The sequence below is a fragment of the Pseudoalteromonas sp. OFAV1 genome, assembly GCF_021532595.1.
In the GTDB taxonomy this organism is placed as follows: Bacteria; Pseudomonadota; Gammaproteobacteria; order Enterobacterales; family Alteromonadaceae; genus Pseudoalteromonas; species Pseudoalteromonas lipolytica_C.
Map to the genome: position 1 here is coordinate 202,919 of NZ_JAKGBG010000003.1, position 18,186 is coordinate 221,104.

At 41.9% G+C, this 18,186-nt stretch carries 18 protein-coding genes; 3 read left to right on the forward strand and 15 right to left on the reverse strand.

The genetic code is table 11. From position 1 onward, the window contains the following. Positions 1-7: 7 nt before the first annotated feature. From fliM to L1267_RS03165, 11 genes are all read right to left on the reverse strand, one after another. The gene (fliM, locus tag L1267_RS03115) at positions 8-1,099 is read right to left on the reverse strand and encodes a flagellar motor switch protein FliM (RefSeq protein WP_135923864.1); all 1,092 of its coding nucleotides are present in this window, start codon (positions 1,097-1,099) and stop codon (positions 8-10) included. 9 nt (positions 1,100-1,108) lie between these two features. After that, positions 1,109-1,630, reverse strand: coding sequence for a flagellar basal body-associated protein FliL (gene fliL / locus L1267_RS03120; RefSeq protein ID WP_135923863.1), 522 nt, complete (start codon positions 1,628-1,630; stop codon positions 1,109-1,111). Positions 1,631-1,705: 75 nt separating this feature from the next. Beyond that, positions 1,706-3,919 carry a flagellar hook-length control protein FliK gene (locus tag L1267_RS03125; RefSeq protein WP_235382072.1) on the reverse strand — a complete coding sequence of 738 codons (2,214 nt, stop codon included), beginning with the start codon at positions 3,917-3,919 and terminating at the stop codon, positions 1,706-1,708. Between the two features lie 100 nt (positions 3,920-4,019). Next, a complete protein-coding gene (fliJ, locus tag L1267_RS03130; protein ID WP_063706592.1) occupies positions 4,020-4,475 on the reverse strand; it encodes a flagellar export protein FliJ in 456 nt (151 codons plus the stop codon). Then, positions 4,475-5,794 (reverse strand): flagellar protein export ATPase FliI, encoded by a 1,320-nt coding sequence (fliI, locus tag L1267_RS03135; protein ID WP_442960547.1) that lies wholly within the window; start codon positions 5,792-5,794, stop codon positions 4,475-4,477. The genes fliJ and fliI overlap by 1 nt, the downstream gene beginning before the upstream one ends. Positions 5,795-5,826: 32 nt before the next feature. Further along, positions 5,827-6,645 (reverse strand): flagellar assembly protein FliH, encoded by an 819-nt coding sequence (fliH, locus tag L1267_RS03140; protein ID WP_135923860.1) that lies wholly within the window; start codon positions 6,643-6,645, stop codon positions 5,827-5,829. Positions 6,646-6,648: 3 nt separating this feature from the next. Beyond that, the gene (gene fliG / locus L1267_RS03145; protein ID WP_036970138.1) at positions 6,649-7,689 is read right to left on the reverse strand and encodes a flagellar motor switch protein FliG; all 1,041 of its coding nucleotides are present in this window, start codon (positions 7,687-7,689) and stop codon (positions 6,649-6,651) included. After that, positions 7,682-9,397 carry a flagellar basal-body MS-ring/collar protein FliF gene (fliF, locus tag L1267_RS03150; RefSeq protein ID WP_235382074.1) on the reverse strand — a complete coding sequence of 572 codons (1,716 nt, stop codon included), beginning with the start codon at positions 9,395-9,397 and terminating at the stop codon, positions 7,682-7,684. The genes fliG and fliF overlap by 8 nt, the downstream gene beginning before the upstream one ends. A 20-nt stretch (positions 9,398-9,417) precedes the next feature. Then, on the reverse strand, positions 9,418-9,750 hold the full coding sequence (gene fliE / locus L1267_RS03155) for a flagellar hook-basal body complex protein FliE (protein WP_135923858.1): 333 nt from the start codon (positions 9,748-9,750) through the stop codon (positions 9,418-9,420). Positions 9,751-9,919: 169 nt separating this feature from the next. Continuing rightward, positions 9,920-11,323, reverse strand: coding sequence for a sigma-54-dependent transcriptional regulator (locus L1267_RS03160; protein ID WP_135923857.1), 1,404 nt, complete (start codon positions 11,321-11,323; stop codon positions 9,920-9,922). Continuing rightward, positions 11,320-12,432: a sensor histidine kinase gene (locus L1267_RS03165; RefSeq protein ID WP_135923856.1), complete on the reverse strand. Its 1,113-nt coding sequence runs from the start codon at positions 12,430-12,432 to the stop codon at positions 11,320-11,322. Before L1267_RS03165 ends, L1267_RS03160 begins: the two co-directional genes overlap by 4 nt. A 128-nt stretch (positions 12,433-12,560) precedes the next feature. On the opposite strand from L1267_RS03165, the gene L1267_RS03170 reads away from it, so the two are divergent. Then, complete coding sequence (locus tag L1267_RS03170; protein ID WP_135923855.1) at positions 12,561-13,148, forward strand: DNA-3-methyladenine glycosylase I; 588 nt, start codon at positions 12,561-12,563, stop codon at positions 13,146-13,148. Between the two features lie 53 nt (positions 13,149-13,201). On the opposite strand, the gene L1267_RS03175 is transcribed toward L1267_RS03170, so the two are convergent. Further along, complete coding sequence (locus L1267_RS03175; RefSeq protein ID WP_235382075.1) at positions 13,202-14,641, reverse strand: sigma-54 dependent transcriptional regulator; 1,440 nt, start codon at positions 14,639-14,641, stop codon at positions 13,202-13,204. 293 nt (positions 14,642-14,934) lie between these two features. On the opposite strand from L1267_RS03175, the gene fliS reads away from it, so the two are divergent. Together fliS and L1267_RS03185 are read left to right on the forward strand one after the other, a co-directional pair. After that, positions 14,935-15,336 carry a flagellar export chaperone FliS gene (gene fliS, locus L1267_RS03180; protein WP_138599045.1) on the forward strand — a complete coding sequence of 134 codons (402 nt, stop codon included), beginning with the start codon at positions 14,935-14,937 and terminating at the stop codon, positions 15,334-15,336. Continuing rightward, on the forward strand, positions 15,336-15,623 hold the full coding sequence (locus tag L1267_RS03185) for a hypothetical protein (protein WP_235382076.1): 288 nt from the start codon (positions 15,336-15,338) through the stop codon (positions 15,621-15,623). Before fliS ends, L1267_RS03185 begins: the two co-directional genes overlap by 1 nt. Positions 15,624-15,703: 80 nt before the next feature. Here the strand turns inward: L1267_RS03185 and fliD are convergent, their stop codons facing one another. The 3 genes from fliD to L1267_RS03200 all read right to left on the reverse strand — a co-directional run. Further along, positions 15,704-17,110, reverse strand: coding sequence for a flagellar filament capping protein FliD (gene fliD / locus L1267_RS03190; protein ID WP_235382077.1), 1,407 nt, complete (start codon positions 17,108-17,110; stop codon positions 15,704-15,706). 40 nt (positions 17,111-17,150) lie between these two features. Then, entirely contained in the window at positions 17,151-17,573 is a 423-nt protein-coding gene (locus tag L1267_RS03195) for a flagellar protein FlaG (RefSeq protein ID WP_235382078.1), read from the reverse strand. A gap of 126 nt (positions 17,574-17,699) precedes the next feature. Next, positions 17,700-18,186: flagellin (locus L1267_RS03200; RefSeq protein WP_268842560.1), on the reverse strand; the 487-nt coding region annotated here is incomplete at its 5' end.

Sequence of the window (18,186 nt, forward strand, 5' to 3'; positions counted from 1 at the left end):
AAATCGACTACCAGTCTAAATCGACACCATCAGAAAGGTGTAGATCTTCTTCTAGTTCTGCTAATTCTGCATCTGAATCCAGTTTTTTGCCACCTTTTGTGAACACATGAAGCTCAGACTTAACTGATTCAGGGCGTTTAATTTTTTCGCTAATTTGTAGAGCAACATTATCTCTAGAGCGGCCCATTTTTGCTCTAAATGTCGGTAACTCTTCAACAAACACAGTGATATGCTCTGGCATTTCAACCGGAATAATATCACCCGCTTTAAGCTCCATAATCTGCTGTAGCGTTAAATCTATTTCGAGAAGCTGTGTTGATAAGTCAACCTCAACATCCATAATTTCGTCGCGCAGTGCTTTACTCCAGCGTAAATCAGTATCTTCTGTATCTGATTGCACACCGGCATCAAGTAATTCACGGATAGGTTCAAGCATTGAGTAAGGCAAGGCGATGTGAAAATCACCACCACCGCCATCAAGTTCAATGTGAAATGAACTGATAACAACCACTTCTGTTGGGCTAACGATATTGGCCATGGCTGGGTTTACTTCTGAGTCTAAATACTCAAACGACACATCCATTACCGGCGCCCATGCTTCTTTATAATCTTCGAAGATAATTTTAAGCAGCATTTGCACGATACGGCGTTCTGTTGGGGTAAATTCGCGGCCTTCAATTTTAGCATGGTAACGACCATCACCCCCAAAGAAGTTATCCACCAAAATAAACACCAAGCGTGCTTCCATGGTGATAAGCCCTGTGCCTTTTAACGGACGAAAACGCACCATATTCAAGCTTGTAGGAACAAATAAGGTATGAATATATTCACCGAATTTGATCATTTGTACGCCGTTAATCGAGACTTCAGCGGTGCGGCGCATCATATTGAATAAGCTAATGCGCATGTGACGCGCAAAACGTTCATTCACGATTTCCAGCGTCGGCATTCGACCACGTACGATACGATCTTGTGAAGAAAAATCATATTGCAGTGTATTACTGTCTAAGTCATCACCTTCGTGAATATCTTCCTCATCGACTTCATCAACACCATGTAAGAGCGCATCAATTTCGTCTTGAGATAATAAATCGCTCACGCTGACCCCTTATTGCATCACAAAGCCGGTAAACAGTACCCGCTCGATCACTTTGCTGCCTTCCACATCATTTAAAGCAGATTGCACTTTTTCAAGTGCTGCAACACGAACAGACTCTTTACCTTCACTGGTACCTAGCTCATCCGCTGTCGTTGTTGACAGTACGCTTAATAAGGTACTTTCAATGAGTGGAATATGCTTTTTAGCCGTTTCTTCATTTACTTCGCCACGTACTAAAAGCTGCACTTTAATTTGCACAATACGGTCACGACTAGCGCCCGGTACATTGAAAACAAAAGGACGAGGCATAGCAACATACAAAGCAGAGCCAATTTCAGCAGAACTTGAAGGTGCCGCGGCTTCTGCTGCCGTTGTTTCGTCGGCAAGACTTTCTACTGGTTCTTCACCACCCATAAATAAAAAGTAGCCTGCTGCAGCAGCCACTATCACAACGACCGCAGCAATGATAATTATGAGCTTCTTTTTACCTTTACCTGTATCTTCTATTTCTAAATTTGCTTCTTCGGCCATTGTCACTTCCTTAAGCGTTACAACAGTTAGGAAATATACTCATTGTAACTATTTTATTTCTTATAATAGCAGGACTTATGCATAGTAATCTATTGATGATGAAGATTGTTGTCGAGAAGTTTCTGCACTTTGTGCTGTTACCTCTTGTTGCTGCTCTTCATTGTGCTGATTACCAGCTAACTGGCCTTGACCAGGCTCTCCATCCTGCTGCTCAGGGCTACCTTGCTGAATACTACTTTCACCTAGCTCTATTCCCTGCTGAGCAAGCATTTCGCGTAGTCGCGGCATAGATTGTTCAAGCGCTTCTTTAGCTTGCTGGTTTTGTACTACAAAGTTTATTTGTGCCTGCTCTGCGTCACTGCGGATACGTATTTGCATACTGCCCATTTCAGGCGGATCAAGACGGATTTCAGCTTCTTTATTATTAATATTTAACAAAGCACTGACTCGTTCCTGAAGCATTTTCGCGGCATCACTTTTAATGATATTAATCGCTTGCATAACCCCAGGATCTACACTCACCGACTTGCTCTGTGCTTGCTGAGTTGTTTGCGTCTGCATAATATGCGCATCTATTGCATTTTCATGATGATGCTGAGCAATATCATGTGCTGTTGGCTGAATCGACGTCGCCACAGGCGACGTTAACTGATTTAATAACTGAGTAACTCGCGGGGTACTAACCTCCTGCGAACGTTCAGCATTAAGCTTAATATCTTGCTCAGCTGATGACTCTTCAGAATTATTTACGTTACCTACCGCAGGGGCTAACTTTTCAGCTCGCGTAGGTGTTGTATTACTATTCTCTACCGCGCTTGCATTGGCTGAAGTAACCGGCGTAGTTAGATTTGTTTTCTCGGTAGTGTTAACAGCCTCTGAAAGCCAAGCCTTAGCTGCTGTTAGTTTTTCAAATTGGCTAGTACCAGCTGTGACTGTTTGTAGTTGTGCATTAACCTTGTTCAACAGCGCTTGTTGCTCATCTTTTGTCAATGCAGCCAGTTGCTTTTCAACACCTACAGGCAATTTAAAGTCACTTGTTTTTTGCTCAGATAACTTAACATCTTGCTGTATTTGCGACTCATCAGCCGTTAATTGTGAGGCTTGATTTTGCGTGACTTGCAACGGTGTAGTTTTGTTCATCAATTCTGTAAGCAAGTTTTTAATAGTTTCAGCGTCTTTTGAGTCTAACTTGTGATCTGTCTTTAACTGATTAATTTGTTGTTCAAGCTGTTGTTGCTGCTCGTGGGTAAGTGATAAACCTTTTGCAAATTCACTGACAGCTTTACCATCACCGCTTTGCACCTTAGCAAACAAACTGATAATTGATTTATCTGTTACAGAATTTTCTATCCCTTGGTTAACTTTAGGTGAATCAAGGTTTTGCTCAGTAGAGGAAGCAGTTTTGGCATTAGTGACTTCTGCAACCACTGAGCTTGCGACACTAGCTTGGTTATTTTGAGCGGCGAGCTGTGCTGATGTTGGTTTTTGAGCATCAGCCTCTCCCGTAGCCTTTAACAGACTATTAAGGCTATTTTTTTCCGAGAGGTTTGCTTTTGTCTCTTTAGCTGATTCTGACTGTTGCGGCACTGTATTTGGCGTATCAGCTGCAGAAACAGTCAGTTTTTTATCGATTAATGGGCTATCAGTATCAGACGTTTTTGCATCTTTCTGCGGTATTTCAGTACCAGCTTTTAACTGATTATCGACAGCTGTCGCAACTTTTGATTTATGTAATACGCTCGCAGCAGTATTGTTGATATCAGAATTGCCAGCAGACTTATCAGCATCAGACATAGAGTTCATTGGTGATGGAATTATTGGAGTAACAGAATCACCAGAGACTGGCTTTTTAGCAGTTACATCATCGCCTAACTCATTATCTTCAATAAGTTTATTAACCCGTGTACTCATCGCTTGGGCTGCATTAATTTGCGAAAGTAATGAGTTTTCTTCATTTAGGCTTGAGTCTGTTTGTGACTCATCTTGCTCTTTTGTTACAGTCTCATTCGTATTCTTTTTGCTATCGCTTTCATCTGCTGTGGCTGATTCGTGGTCATTGTCTGTATCGACAGTCAGCTCTTCAGACTCTTGCTCACTTTTTTCAAGACGAGAATACTCGTTGTCATTTTTAGATTGAGAGGTTGTTTGGGCATTTGCCGCTTCACTTGCTTCTGTTAATGACGTTAAAAAGCGTAACCCTGAAGCTGTATCGTAAGACTCCGTCTCTTTGCTAGAAAAACCAGTACCTTGCTCAGTTTTAACCTGCAAATTGATATCACTGATCGCCATAATTCACCTAAAAAGAAAGAGGCAATTTGCCGCCGCAAGTGCCAAAATTAATGCTTCTGATTAAGTAAATGCAATTAACATGCCTAAAAAGGTTAGGATTTTAGAGAAGTGCGTTTTTAAGCTGACGTTGATAAAACTGATTTGAAGCAAATTCGTCCAACATTTTTTGCTCCGCTTTTGCCACTAGCATCGCTTGCTTTTCAGCTTGTTTCTCAATTAACTTTGCCACCGCTTTTGCTTTCACTTGCTGTTTTAACCACAAGGCTTTGCGCTGCGTAACAACTTGCTTTGCAGTATTAACAGTGCTTGCTTGCTGGCGAATCGCTTCTTCTATTTTGGCAATAAAGGCATGGTATTGGCTAAACCCAGCGCTAGACAAACCTGAGCGCCCTTTCAAATGTAACTGCTGAGAATACTCCATGCGAAAGTTATTTAGCCCTTGCAGTTTTTGTTGATTACTTTGTAAGTGCTGCTGCGCTTTTAAGTAATCCATACGTAACGATTCTTCTTTATCGCTCTCAAGTTTTAACAATAAATCAAGTTTACTTTTAGCCATTAGCCTTGTCCTAATAACTGCGCAAGACCTTGCAGACCATCATCATAACTAATAACGTCTTTCATGCCTTGCTGAAGGAATTGATTGACTCGCGGCATCATATTGATTGCTTGGTCGAGCATAGGGTCGGTGCCTTTTTGATAGGCCCCTAACGTGATCATGTCTTTGTTCTGTTGATACATTGAATACACTTGCTTAAGCACTCGCGCTTGCTGCATATGCGCTTCTGAAACAACCTGTGGCATAACACGTGAAATTGATTTTTCGATATCAATAGCCGGGTAATGACCACTGTCGGCTAAATCCCGAGATAAAACAATGTGACCATCTAAAATAGCACGGGCAGAGTCTGCAATTGGGTCTTGCATATCATCGCCCTCACTGAGCACGGTGAAAAATGCCGTAATCGCACCTTGCCCTTCACCACCATTACCAGCACGCTCCACCAGCGCAGGCAGTTTAGCAAATACTGAAGGCGGGTAACCTTTGGTTGCAGGCGGCTCGCCAACCGCTAAAGCGATTTCACGTTGTGCCATGGCATAACGGGTAACAGAGTCCAGTAACAACAATACGTTAAGACCTTGATCACGAAAATATTCAGCAATGGTTACTGCACTTTCGCAACCTTTTAAACGCATTAATGGTGAAGCATCGGCCGGAGCAGCTACTACAACTGAACGTTTACGACCTTCAACACCTAAAATCTCTTCAATAAATTCTTTTACCTCGCGGCCACGTTCACCCACCAAACCGACCACAATCACATCAGCCTCAGAGCCACGTGTCATCATCCCAAGTAGCACTGACTTACCAACACCAGAGCCTGCAAATAGCCCCATACGCTGGCCTTGACCTACGGTAATAACAGAGTTGATAGCCCGTACACCTACATCCATAGGCTGGCTAATTGGACGTCTTGCAAGGGGGTTTATGGAATTTTGAGCAAATTTAAGATGGTGCTCAGCATTAATCGCCCCTAAACCATCGAGTGGACGACCAAGACCATCAACGACACGCCCAAGCAAACTCATACCCACAGGTAAACCAGTTTCATTCATCTGTGGGATCACTCGTGCCCCAGGCAACACACCAGAAATATGGTCATTGGGCATTAAATACAAAGTTTGGTCGTTAAAGCCAACCACTTCTGCATCAACAAAGCCATTTATCGTCTCAATTTTACATTGACTACCAACCGGCGCTCTGAGCCCTTTCGCTTCGAGTGTTAAACCAACAACACGCGTCAAAATACCAGCAACAGCTGGTTTTGGGGATTTGATATGTTTTTCGTAGCGTTTTAAACGATCGCTAAGGGTCATTGCGTGAGTACTCATAAAGAGCCTAATAAATGTTATATACCACTGCTATGCAAAAAGTTTTCCAACGTTTCTTTGACGCGAGTTTTAACTGTCATATCCAAAGACGACTGCGGGGTTTTAATTTCACAACCACCACGTTCTAAGGTCGGCTCTGCAACTAACTGCCAGTGATTATCTGCAATAGTTTGTTCGCCATAACTTTGTGTAATTAATGCTATGTCATCAGGATGTAAGTGAATACGTACTTTCGCTTGTTCTTCGCCTAATGCGTCAATGGCCTGCTTTAATGCATGCAAGATGACTTCTGGTGAAGTTTTAATTTCTTGGTAAACTAATACCTCAGTTAGCATGACCGCTAACTGCACCAACTGCTTCTCTGCACTTTCATCAACTTTTGCTAATGGTTGAGATAAGCTATCAAGCAAACTTCTCAGTGTAGTTAACTGCTCTTCTAAAATTGGCTTTATTTCTTCTTGGCCTTGCTCTTTGCCTAGTTCAACGCCTTCTTTGAAGCCTGCTTCTTTGCCTTCATGAGCCCCTTTTTCAAAGCCATCAATATAACCTTGCTCATGACCTTGCTTAAGCCCTTCCTCGTAAGCATCTTGGCGAATTTTTTCAAGCTCTGCCATGGTCAGAGCAGGAATTTCCGGCTCTTCGGGCTGTTCTTCTACCGCTTGTTTTTGACGCTCCTTGCGGTACATGTCAGCTAAAGGCGTACCATAGGCAGTTGAACGTCCAGCCAACTTTCTGGTGTCTTGTGCAACATCAGGAATTGGCCAGTTTTCAAGAAGTTCATCCACTGCTTCACTAGGGTGAATTGGCCGACCTTTATGTAAAGAAGGTTTAGACATGGTTTATAGGAACTCCTCACCACCGCCGCCGCCAAGCATTATTTCGCCTGAGTCAGCTAAACGACGTGCTGTCGACAAGATTTCTTTTTGTGCGGCTTCAACTTCACTGATACGCACAGGTCCCATCGCCTCAAGGTCATCAGCTAATAGCTCAGCAGCACGTTTCGACATGTTACTTAAAATCTTCTCTTTCAGTGCTTCATCTGTTCCTTTAATTGCTTTCATAAGTACATCTTGTTGTACTTCACGAAGAATTGCTTGAATGCCTCGGTCTTCAACATCCATTAAGTTTTCAAATACAAACATGAGATCTTGGATTTGCTGCGACATTTCTTCGTCATGCTCACGGATCGAATCCATCAACTGACCTTCAATATTGGTATCTAGGTAGTTCATGATATCTGCCGCTGCTTTCAAGCCGCCCATTTTCGCAGCTTGCGCACCTGCTTGACCTGCGAACTGTTTCTCCATGATTTCGTTTAGCTCTTGGAGTGCTGCTGGTTGAACTTCTTCAAGGTTAGCAATACGCATGGTTAAATCTAAGCGCACTTTTTCAGGAAATTGCGACAAGATTTCAGCTGATTGCTCAGGCTCTAAATACGATAAAACAATAGTTTGAATCTGCGGGTGCTCATTACGAATAATATTCGCTACTTGTTTTGAGTCCATCCACTTCAGTGAATCAAGGCCTTTGGCGCCAGAACCCATAACAATTTGGTCAATAAGGCTGGCAGCCTTATCTTCACCAAGTGCCGCTGTAAGCGCTTTTTTGATAAAGTCTTCAGATTGGAAACCTATGGTGCTGAAGCTTTGAATTTGCTCAATAAACAAGTTGTGAACAGCGCTAATTTTCGCTTGTGATAAATCATCCAGCGCCGCCATCGCCATACCTACTTTTTGTACTTGCTTAGGCTCTAAATGTTTTAGAATTTGCGCAGCATCTTCTTCCGATAAACTCAGCAATAAAATAGCTGCTTTATCGACACCGTCTAATTTATCAACATCAAACGCCGGTGGTAGTTGTTTTTGTTCTTGATCAGTCATCTTCAGTTAACCACGCTTTCACCACTTGAGAAGACAGTTCTGGTTCATTAGCAACCAATGCACGAACTGCTTTGAGTAAATCTTCATCGCCATGTAAATCTGGCAGCTGTAGTGTACCATCACTTGAGAATCCTACAGCAGCAGAGTCAAAGTCTTTATTTAGCATATCTAGCGTGCTATCACCAATATCTACACCCGCACTTAACGCATCTTCATCATACTCTTCAAGTGTATCGTCTGGGTAGATTAAGCGTTTCAGCATTGGTTTAACAACAGCCAAGATAAGTACGATAATAACCAAGGCACCTAACGCTAAGCGAAGCATTTTCATGAACCAGTCTTGTTCCCACAGCGGCACTTCAATCGCCATTTCTGTGTTTTCACGAACAAACGGAACTGTGACCACTTCAAGTGCATCACCACGTTGCATATCAAAGCCTACACCACCTTGTAGTAAACGACGAATATTTGACAATGCTTCGACAGAACGAGGCACCATAGTCGTTTCACCGTTTTCACCAACTTCTGGTACGTAATCAACAGCGACTGATACGCTAATACGACGAATAACACCTGTTTGCTGACGCTTATGAGAAATCGTGGTATCTAACTCGTAGTTGCGTGTTGCTTCTTTGTGAGAACGGCTAGGGTTAGTCGCTGAGCCTGCACTGCCTTGACCAGCAATTTCAGGAATATTTGAGTTTGCAGGTGGCTGATTTGTAAGCGCACCAGGAATACCTACAGCAAGACCGCCGATGTTATTTTCTTCGAAAGTCGTTTCGCTGCGCACAGCGGGTAAGTCTGGGTTATAGCGTTTTTGAGTTTCTTCTACTGCACTAAAGTCCATATTTAAATCAACTTGTGCAGTGTAGTTACCTAAACCAACCACTGGAATGAGAATACTGTCGATTTTATTTAAGTACTCTTCTTCACGCTTGCGCTCTATTTCATACTCTTTACGAGAACGTGCAGCGAGTGAGTTTTGTGAGCCTGAGTTTAGTAAGCGACCATTTTGATCGGTAACAGTAACACGCTCTGGCGATAAACCTTGTACCGCTGAGGCAACAATATCAACAACTGAGTCAACTTCTTCACCATCAAGCGTACGGCCGCGTTTAAGTGTTAAAACCACTGTAGCTGAAGGTTGTTTTTCGCGACGAGCAAATACGTTTTCTTTTGGAATAGCTAAAAGTACTTTGGCGCGAGTAACATTTTTTAGCTCTTCGATAGTGCGAGCAAGTTGTTGCTCACGACCATGTTTTAAACGTTCACGTTCTAGGCGTTGGCTTACACCAAATCCCATATCTTGCATGATGATGTCAGTACCTGAGCTTGGCGCTTGCTCAAGGCCTTCACGAGCCATCAATAACTTAATGTTTTGGTACTCACCTTCTTCAACAGAGATGACATTACCATCGAGTTCGTAATCAATCTTTTGCGCGTCTAAAAAGTCTAGCGTTTGAATAAGCTCTTCCGTTGGCATTTTACCAAGCGGACGCATATCTGGCTGACGTGCCCAAATGATAATAAAAATTGCGATAGCCAAACAAATTGCCAAAGCAATCACTAAAGTTACCTGGCGTAAAACATCTACACCGTTTAAGGCACTTAAGTAGCCTGACTTTTGCTCTTGTTGATCATCGGTATCGTTTGAATCGATACCGCCGCCGGCTAGGGCTAGATCAGTTGATTGATTAGATTGCGCCACGATAATTCTCCACTACCTAGTTACACAGGCATGTTCATGATTTCTTTATATGCTTCAACAAGTTTATTACGAACCTGTACCGTTGCTTCGAATGCAACTGATGATTTTTGTGAAGCAATCATCACATCTGCAAGCGATACACTACGATCACCCATTTCAAGAGCGGTCACTTTTTGCTTGGCTTCTTGTTGCAAGCCATTCACTGTATCTAATGCATTGGTAAGTAGATCACCAAATTGTGCCGTTGATGTAGGCTGTGTCTGAGTTGGTAAATTTGTAATTGAGTTACTACGGCTAGCTTCAAGGGCCATAGATTGCATTTCTTGAAATAATGCGCTGTTTTGAACTTTCATAATACTCTCTGACAATACAGTTTACTTATAAACTGATAAAGCACAAACCGTGCCACAAAATAAAACCAACATTTTCAATGGCTTATACAATTCATTTTGCTTGTCAGAGTTTTGACAGCAAACAAGCCCACATGCTGTGAGCTTGTTTGACACTGTTTTGGCAGGGGGATTAGGCTGGCAGTGCAATCCCAAGATCGCGCATCTGCGCTAGCTTATATCGCAAGGTGCGAGGGCTAATACCTAAGGTCTCAGCCACCTCTTTTCGCTTACCATTACAGCGTGCGAGGGTTTCTAAAATAATACGATGCTCTTTGTCTTTAAGCTCGTCTTTGTAATTACCTTGCTCACTCACCTGTGGCACTGTATCTAAATTAACTTCAACGGGTTGCTCTTGATACACCGGTGCATTGTGCGGTGGCGTAGCAACTGACTTTATCTCTACCGTTAGTAACTCTTCAATGAAGACATCATCTTCATGAATGCTGTTACCATCACATAATATCAGCGCACGCTGAATAACATTATCAAGCTCTCGCACATTACCCGGCCAAGCATGTGTTAGCAGCTTTTGCTTAGCTGACTCGGTCAACATAGCAATGGGTTCTTTACTTTTCAGGCAATGGCGCTCAATTAAATGCTCTGCCAATACAACAATGTCGCCCGGGCGTTCTGCTAATGGTTTCCACATCAGCGGGAACACATTTAAGCGATAATATAAATCTTCTCTAAATAGATTTTCACTCACCGCTTCTTTTAAATCACGGTTACTCGTAGCTAAGACACGAACATCAAGCTCAATCGTTTTACGGCCGCCTAAGCGCTCTACTTCACGCTCTTGTAGTACACGCAGTAATTTTGCTTGCAGACCTAAATCCATCTCGGTGATCTCATCAAGTAAGATGGTACCGCCTTGTGCTTGTTCAAATTTACCAGGGCAGGCCTGAATGGCACCGGTAAACGCGCCTTTTTCGTAACCAAATAAGGTTGCTTCAAGCATATTTTCAGGAATAGCGGCACAGTTAATGGCAACAAAGGGAGCATCTGCACGATTCGATTTATCATGAATATAGCGGGCTAACACTTCTTTACCTGAACCACTTGGGCCAAGAACCATAACACTGGCATCTGAACGCGCTACTTTGCTCGCAAGTTCGAGTAACTTAATACTCGATGGATCTGCAACAATTGGCCCGTCTGTTTCTTTTTCCTTTTCAGGTAAATAACGACTGACCATATTAAGCAATACTTCTGGGGCAAATGGTTTTGCCATGTAATCAATCGCACCTAAACGCATCGCTTCAACTGCATCATCAATGGTGGCATAAGCTGTCATCATAAGTACAGGTAGTTCAGGGTAGTTGAGCTTAATACTGCGAAGTAAATCAAGGCCACTCATCGCGCCCATTTGTACATCGCTGACCACTAATGAATACGTGCCTTGTTTTAAAAGCACCATTGCTTGCTCAGCACTATCTGCTGCGATGCAATCAATTCCTGACATTTCGAGTGTATCAATCAAAGCTTCTCGTAAGCCTGCGTCGTCTTCAACGACTAAAATTGCGTTCGTATTCATTTTGCCTCCGCTGACGTAAATTCTGCACTTATTGGCAGGATCAAGCTAAAACATGCCCCCCCATGGGCATTATTAGTCACTTCAACCCGTCCTTGGTGCGCATTAGCGACTGAACTCACAACAGCAAGTCCAAGCCCTGTGCCTTGGCTTTTTGTAGTAAAGAAAGGTTCAAATAATTTCTCGGCCTGACTCATATCTACGCCAGGACCGTTGTCACTTACACTGATGCGAACACTATTATCATTTGCGGTGTCGCGCTCAGCACTAAGCGATACTTCTGCATGTTTGCCAATTATTTGAATACTGTTATGAATTAAGTTTTGAATCGCACTGGCAAGTGCGGTTTTATTACCCACAATCTCAATGTCTGGTTCTGGCAAGTTAACGGCTAAGGTACTTTGGTTTTGTGCAACCATTGCATCCGCCCCCGCTTTTACTTCATTGAGTAACTGTTGCATCGAGACACTTTCAACAACTTGCTGTTCGCCACTTTTTGCAAATAACAGCATGTCATTTACTTGGGTTTCTAAATCTTTTAAACGTGACATTAATTTAGTATGAAAATTACCACGCGAGCTTTCTGGTAAACGCTTTGAACCCAAGTTTGCGGCATAAAGCATAGCGGCTGACAACGGCGTTCTGACCTGATGAGCAAGCGAAGCAACCATTTTACCAAGCGCACTTAAGCGCTGCATATGTGCTACTCGTTTTTGTAAACGCCTAGTTTCTGTTAAATCTGTCATTAAAATTAACTGCCCTGGCTCAGGTGCAAGCGCAGTAATATCAAGCTTTATTAAACGCCCATCTTTGAGTGATACCTCATGACCATCATCTTGCTTTGGTCGAAATGAGCGCTGAATAACGCTAAACCATTTTTCACCTTCAAGCGGTTCACCCAGCATATCAATAGCAATTTGATTTGCTTTTGCAATCATGCCTCGACCATCTAAAACCACAACGCCCGCAGGCATAGTATGCACTAAATGACTTAGCCAACTAGCTTGCTGGCGAAGCTCACTCAACTCGCCAACATACTCTTCTTGCTGTAAGCATGGGTTATATTGATTAGCTGTGATAAATTGTGGTTTTAATACATGTGCCAAGGCCATAATCGATACTCAAAAAATCGTGTCTACACAGCTAAATGCACAATTCATACCATAATTATTTTTGTTTTATTTCAATAAATTAAAATCAAAATAAACACCGACAAAAAAATGACATTTGCGAGGGAACAATGCAAAAAGAACACCACTGTCGCTGCCCGTGGCTCGACACCAGCAAAGAAGATTATGTGGCCTACCACGACCAAGAATGGGGGGTGCCATTATATGATGATCACCGTTTGTTTGAGTTTATAACCTTAGAGTCAGCACAAGCCGGGCTTAGTTGGTATACCATACTTAAAAAGCGTGATGGCTATCGCAGCGCCTTTAAAAACTTTGTTGTTGAAGAGGTTGCCAAAATGACTGAGGACGACGTCGAGCGGTTAATGCAGTTTGATGGCATTATTCGTAATCGAGCCAAGATCGCCGCGACTATCAATAACGCGCAGCGTTTTATTGAAATTCAAAAAGAGTTTGGTAGTTTCTCAAACTACCAATGGCAGTTTGTAGGTGGTAAGCCTTTGGTAAACAACCTAGATAAACTAGAGGATTACCCGGCTATTACTGAAGCCTCCACAGCATTTGCCAAAGATTTAAAAAAGCGTGGTTTTAAGTTTTTAGGCCCAACGACTGTGTATGCGCATATGCAGGCCTGCGGTATGGTGAATGATCACAGTAATGATTGTTTTAGAAAAGCCGAAATAGTGAGTGAATATTAGCCGCAAATCTGCAGAAACATGCTTTATGTAGAGAGCGTTAAACCTACCGCGAGTTAATCTCGCGATAGGTTATACTTTTTCATCTTCTCAACGAGAGTTGTACGGCGAACACCTAAGATTTCTGCCGCACGCGCTACGACATAATCATAGCGCTCTAATGCTTGGCTAATTAAGCTGATTTCAAGCTCAGCAAGGTACTCTTTCAGCTCAATGCCTTCATCGGGTAATAAACCAGAATCAACTGTTGTTGCTGGCGTATCAAGCTCTTCGTCTTCGTAATCACTAAAGCCTGTGCTAAAAATATCGTTGAAAGCATCTCGTTCCATCAGCTCTTCAGGGTACTCAGGCTCATAGGCTTCGACCTCAATGTAACGATATTTAGCTGGTAGGTCTGGCACATCAACCACTTTATCAGGGAACATAATGACCATGCGCTCCACTAAGTTGGCTAGCTCACGGATATTTCCCGGCCATGCATGCTCTTTTAAGCTTTGAATTGCCCGTTCGGTGAATTTTGCTGTTGTGCCACTTTGCTCATTCACACGGCGCATTAACTCTTTTAAAAGTAGAGGAATGTCGTCAGCACGCTCACTTAGCGAAGGGTTTTCAATTGGAAACACGTTTAAGCGATAAAAAAGGTCTTCGCGGAAGTCGCCCTTTTCAATCATCTCTTCAAGATTACGATGGGTAGCAGCAATAATTCGTACATCAGCTTGAATAGGCTTTGTCCCACCTACTCGTTCATAACTGCGCTCTTGTAATACTCGTAAAAGCTTAACCTGCATTTGCAGTGGCATGTCACCAATTTCATCTAAAAACAGTGTACCGCCTTGTGCTAATTCAAAACGCCCTTTTCGCGCTGAAATTGCCCCAGTAAACGCCCCTTTTTCGTGACCAAATAACTCACTTTCAAGTAACTCACCAGGAATAGCACCGCAGTTTACTGGCACAAATGGCCCGCTATTTCGTTTAGATAGTAGGTGAACGTTTCGTGCTACCACCTCTTTACCTGTGCCAGACTCACCTAAAATAAGTACATTGGCATCGGTTTTAGCCACCTGCTCAATTAAAAAACGAACATCTTTTACAGCATCAGTTTCACCAACAAGTCCATCAAACGATTTTTGCGACTTAGACTGTTTATGAGCACCAGGCAGCATACGCTGATATTGCTGACAGTCATGCAATAACTGAGTGGTTACGTCATGATTGAAAGGCTCACATATCAAGCCTACAACATTAGCAATACTAAGAAGGGGTTTGAGGGTTTCACCTATTAACAAAAATGGAATAGCTGGAAACTGTTTGATCACAGCTTCATGATTAAGCTGCTGTAGAGCACCAAGAATGACCATGCATTCTTGCTGTTGATGTTTTTCACAAAAAGACTGTAACGAAGTCTCATCAACTAATTGTGCAGTTTCACCAATGAAGGTAAGTGCTGCATGTAAACCTATCGCACGATTATTATTATTGTCTAAAATTAAGATCATTATTGGCGAACCACAGTTACCACGAGGTTAGTTAATTTCTAAATTGTAAGCGAGTTTAGGAGGGATGCAAGCGCTAAGCGGCAATTTATTGACATCAACGCCAAAAAATAGTCACTTAGCACTAAAATTTAATACTAAAGAATTAACTTACAAATTTAGCCTGTTTGAATTTTAAAATATTCTATACTCGTTGCTATAATCTCTATAGAAATGCACAAAGAAAGATAATATCAATGGCATTAATATTGCTTATCTACTTTTATGAATCAGTGTTTTTAATATAGGATTTTCTCATGGCACACATATCGATAAAAAAGTACAGTCAAGTTAGCGTTAGCAACATTAATGAAATGTCTCCTTATGAGCAGATCAATTTGATTTTCAGTAACATTATCGGACGTTTAGCAGCAACTAAAGGCTTTATTGAGCGTAAAGAATTTGAAAAAAAAGGTGAAAACATTTCTACCTGCATTTTATTATTCGGTGCTCTACAAGATGCACTCAATTTTGAGCATGGAGGGGATATCTCTAGCAACCTACTATCGCTGTACGACTTTTGCCAACGCAGGTTAACTGAAGCAAATGTAAACAACGACATTGCAGCAGTAGATGATGTTATCCGTATCGTTAAAGAAATAAAAGAAGGGTGGGATTCTATTCCGCTCGAAGAGCGCATACCTAAAGCTGAGCAATAATGCCGAATTTTAACGCTCTGAATGCATTACTCATTGCATTGTCAGAGCACATAGATAAAACAGATATTGAGCTGGCAAGCCAAACGTTAATAGCTATTGACCAAGAGTTAAAGCATTGGTGTGAGAGTGAAACACCACCTCAAGAAAAAGAGTTATTAGCTATACAAGCCAAAATTTTAACTGCTACAGCTAAACTTAAAAACGCCAGAGACAAAACTCAGGCTGAGCTGATCAACCAGCGTAAATCACATAAAGCTATTTCAAAATATCAAGCAACTAAACGCTAATTAGCGTTTAGTTGCTTGATAAATTATTATTTCTACAAAAGGTAACACCCAAATACAGGCAAGAAAACATACTAATTCAACTATTTATTTTGCTTAACAACCCCTGGCATATTATCAAGCTGCGCTTGCACATAGCTACTGGTTGAGTTCATCTGGGCGACAAGTAAATCCATGCTATTGTACTGTGCGTATAAACGAGACTCTAACGACTCCATTTTTCTTGCAAAATCAATGCGCTCATCATCTAAACCATCTAACTGAGTCTGTTTACTGTCGATTCTGTTTTGAACAATACCATCTGAATCCGTATAAAAACTCATTAGCTCATCAAAAGATTGCGCAAAGCCGCCTTCATCGCCCTCACCCAAAAAGAACTCTTGAACTAAGTCTACATCGGCTTCTACTTGTTCGTTTAGGCGTTCGGTATCTAGGCTTAATTTGCCGTAACGGTCTGCTTCAACCCCAAGCTTAGATAACGACAAACTACTGCCATCACTCAAGCTAACTTCACTGGTTAATTGCTGACGAAGTTTTGACATTACGCCGCGAAGCATAGAGTCACCGGCCATCACACCTGCACCGCTTTCACCTGATTTACCTAAATTATTACTCAGTTCAAGTAATTCGTTATAGCTTTCTATAAAGCTATTTAAACCGGCTTTAATATTATTATTATTTTCTGTAATTTTAAGGGTACTATCGTCGTCATCAGTGCCATGGGCTTTTTTAGCGGTGATCGTTACACCATCAATAACATTTGCAAACTCGTTATCACTGCTTGTAACTGTTAAATTACCATCTATGGTAATTGAAGCGTCTGTTGCAGCAATCACCTCGTTGATGTTTGTAACCCCTGAACCGGTGTCATAGGCTAGAGCCGATAAACCTGCCGCGTCAGTATTATTGCCATCAGCATCAGTTGCTGTAACTTTTATTGCGTTTTCAACACCACTGTTTTTTGCTGATAAAACTAAATGCTGGCCATTATCGTCGGTGATAATCGTTGCTGTTACACTGTCGTTGTCTTTACTGTCGTTAATCGCATCACGAATTTCAGACAAAGTTGCAGTATCTGACACATCAATATCAAAACTATTCTCACCGGACGCTATAGTTAACGTACCTTCACCTACTGCTGCATCTTCTGCAAATGCACTTGACATCAATTTATGTTCAGTCGCAAGGTTGTTTACTTTTACATTGTAACCACCAGGCTCCGCATCTTTGTCAGAGCTTAGAGTTACAAAATCATCACTACCAGAAATACTGCGCTTTTGGTAGTTATCAACTTCGCCTAGTGCCTCCATCGAGGTTTGCAGTTTTTCAAGCGCTGACTTTAACGCGCCTGCAGCTGAGATATCTGTTGTAAGGGTTGCTTCTTTATTATTTAAACGCGATGTAAAAGGGGTGCGCTCAGCATTAACTAACGCATCAACAATATCTGATACTGCTAAACCTGAACCTAAACCATTAAATGAAATAGCCATAACACTTCCTCACATTACACATTTAACTTAACAAAAAACTTTAAACAGTTTGATCAATTAAAAAACCCGCAGTTTCAGAAAGCTTAGCCACTAAGCTCAACACTTCTTCAGATGGGTATTGCTTAATTAACTCACCACTGTTTTTATCAACCACTTTAATAACATCACGGCCCGATTCTTCATCTACTTGAAACTGCAAACTACGATTCATTTCGCCCATGAAGTCCTGCAATTGTTGCGCCATTTTCTCAAGCTGTTCGCGGCCTAGCTCGTCTTTTTCAGCACTTTCGTCCAATTTACGCTGCATTTGTTGATAATTTTGCTCTGTTTGCTGTTGTTGTGTATTTTCCGTTTTATTTGATTCATCAACCGCTGTTGCTGTCAGTTGCGGGCTCGCAGCTAGCTTATCATCCGCTTTTTGTGGAGCCACTGCAAAATCAGGGCTTTGGGTTATTGCACTCATAACGCCTCCTTAAACATTTTACCCTATAGCTAATGCAACAAAAGGAGATTAGCGTAAGCCAATCTCCTTTTTATTTTAGTTAACTAATGCTGACTTAACCATTAGTTGTTGTAACTAATCACACTATTAACCAATTAAGCTAAGCGCTGCTTGTGGTAACTGGTTCGCTTGCGACAAGATTGATGTACCCGCTTGTTGCAAGATTTGGTTTTTAGTCATTTGCGCAGTTTCTGTTGCAAAGTCAGTATCTTGAATACGACTACGTGAAGCAGATACGTTTTCAGAAATGTTTGCAAGGTTACTGATTGTGTGACCAAAACGGTTTTGTATCGCACCAAGGTCTGCACGCTGGCTATCTATTTGTGCTATGGCAGCATCAATAATCGCTAACGCATCTTGTGAGCCTGTTTGCGTTCTGATATCAACTTCATCCACACCAACTGATGTACTATTAATTGTATTATCAACATTCGCAGCTGCAACTAATGCATCATCATTACCTGTAACTGTAAATGATTTAGATGAATTTAGCTGTATAGCACCTAAAACACGAGTAGAGTCTGTTCCTGAACCATCATTTGCAGTATCAGCCGTTAATGTTACTGGCGCCGCA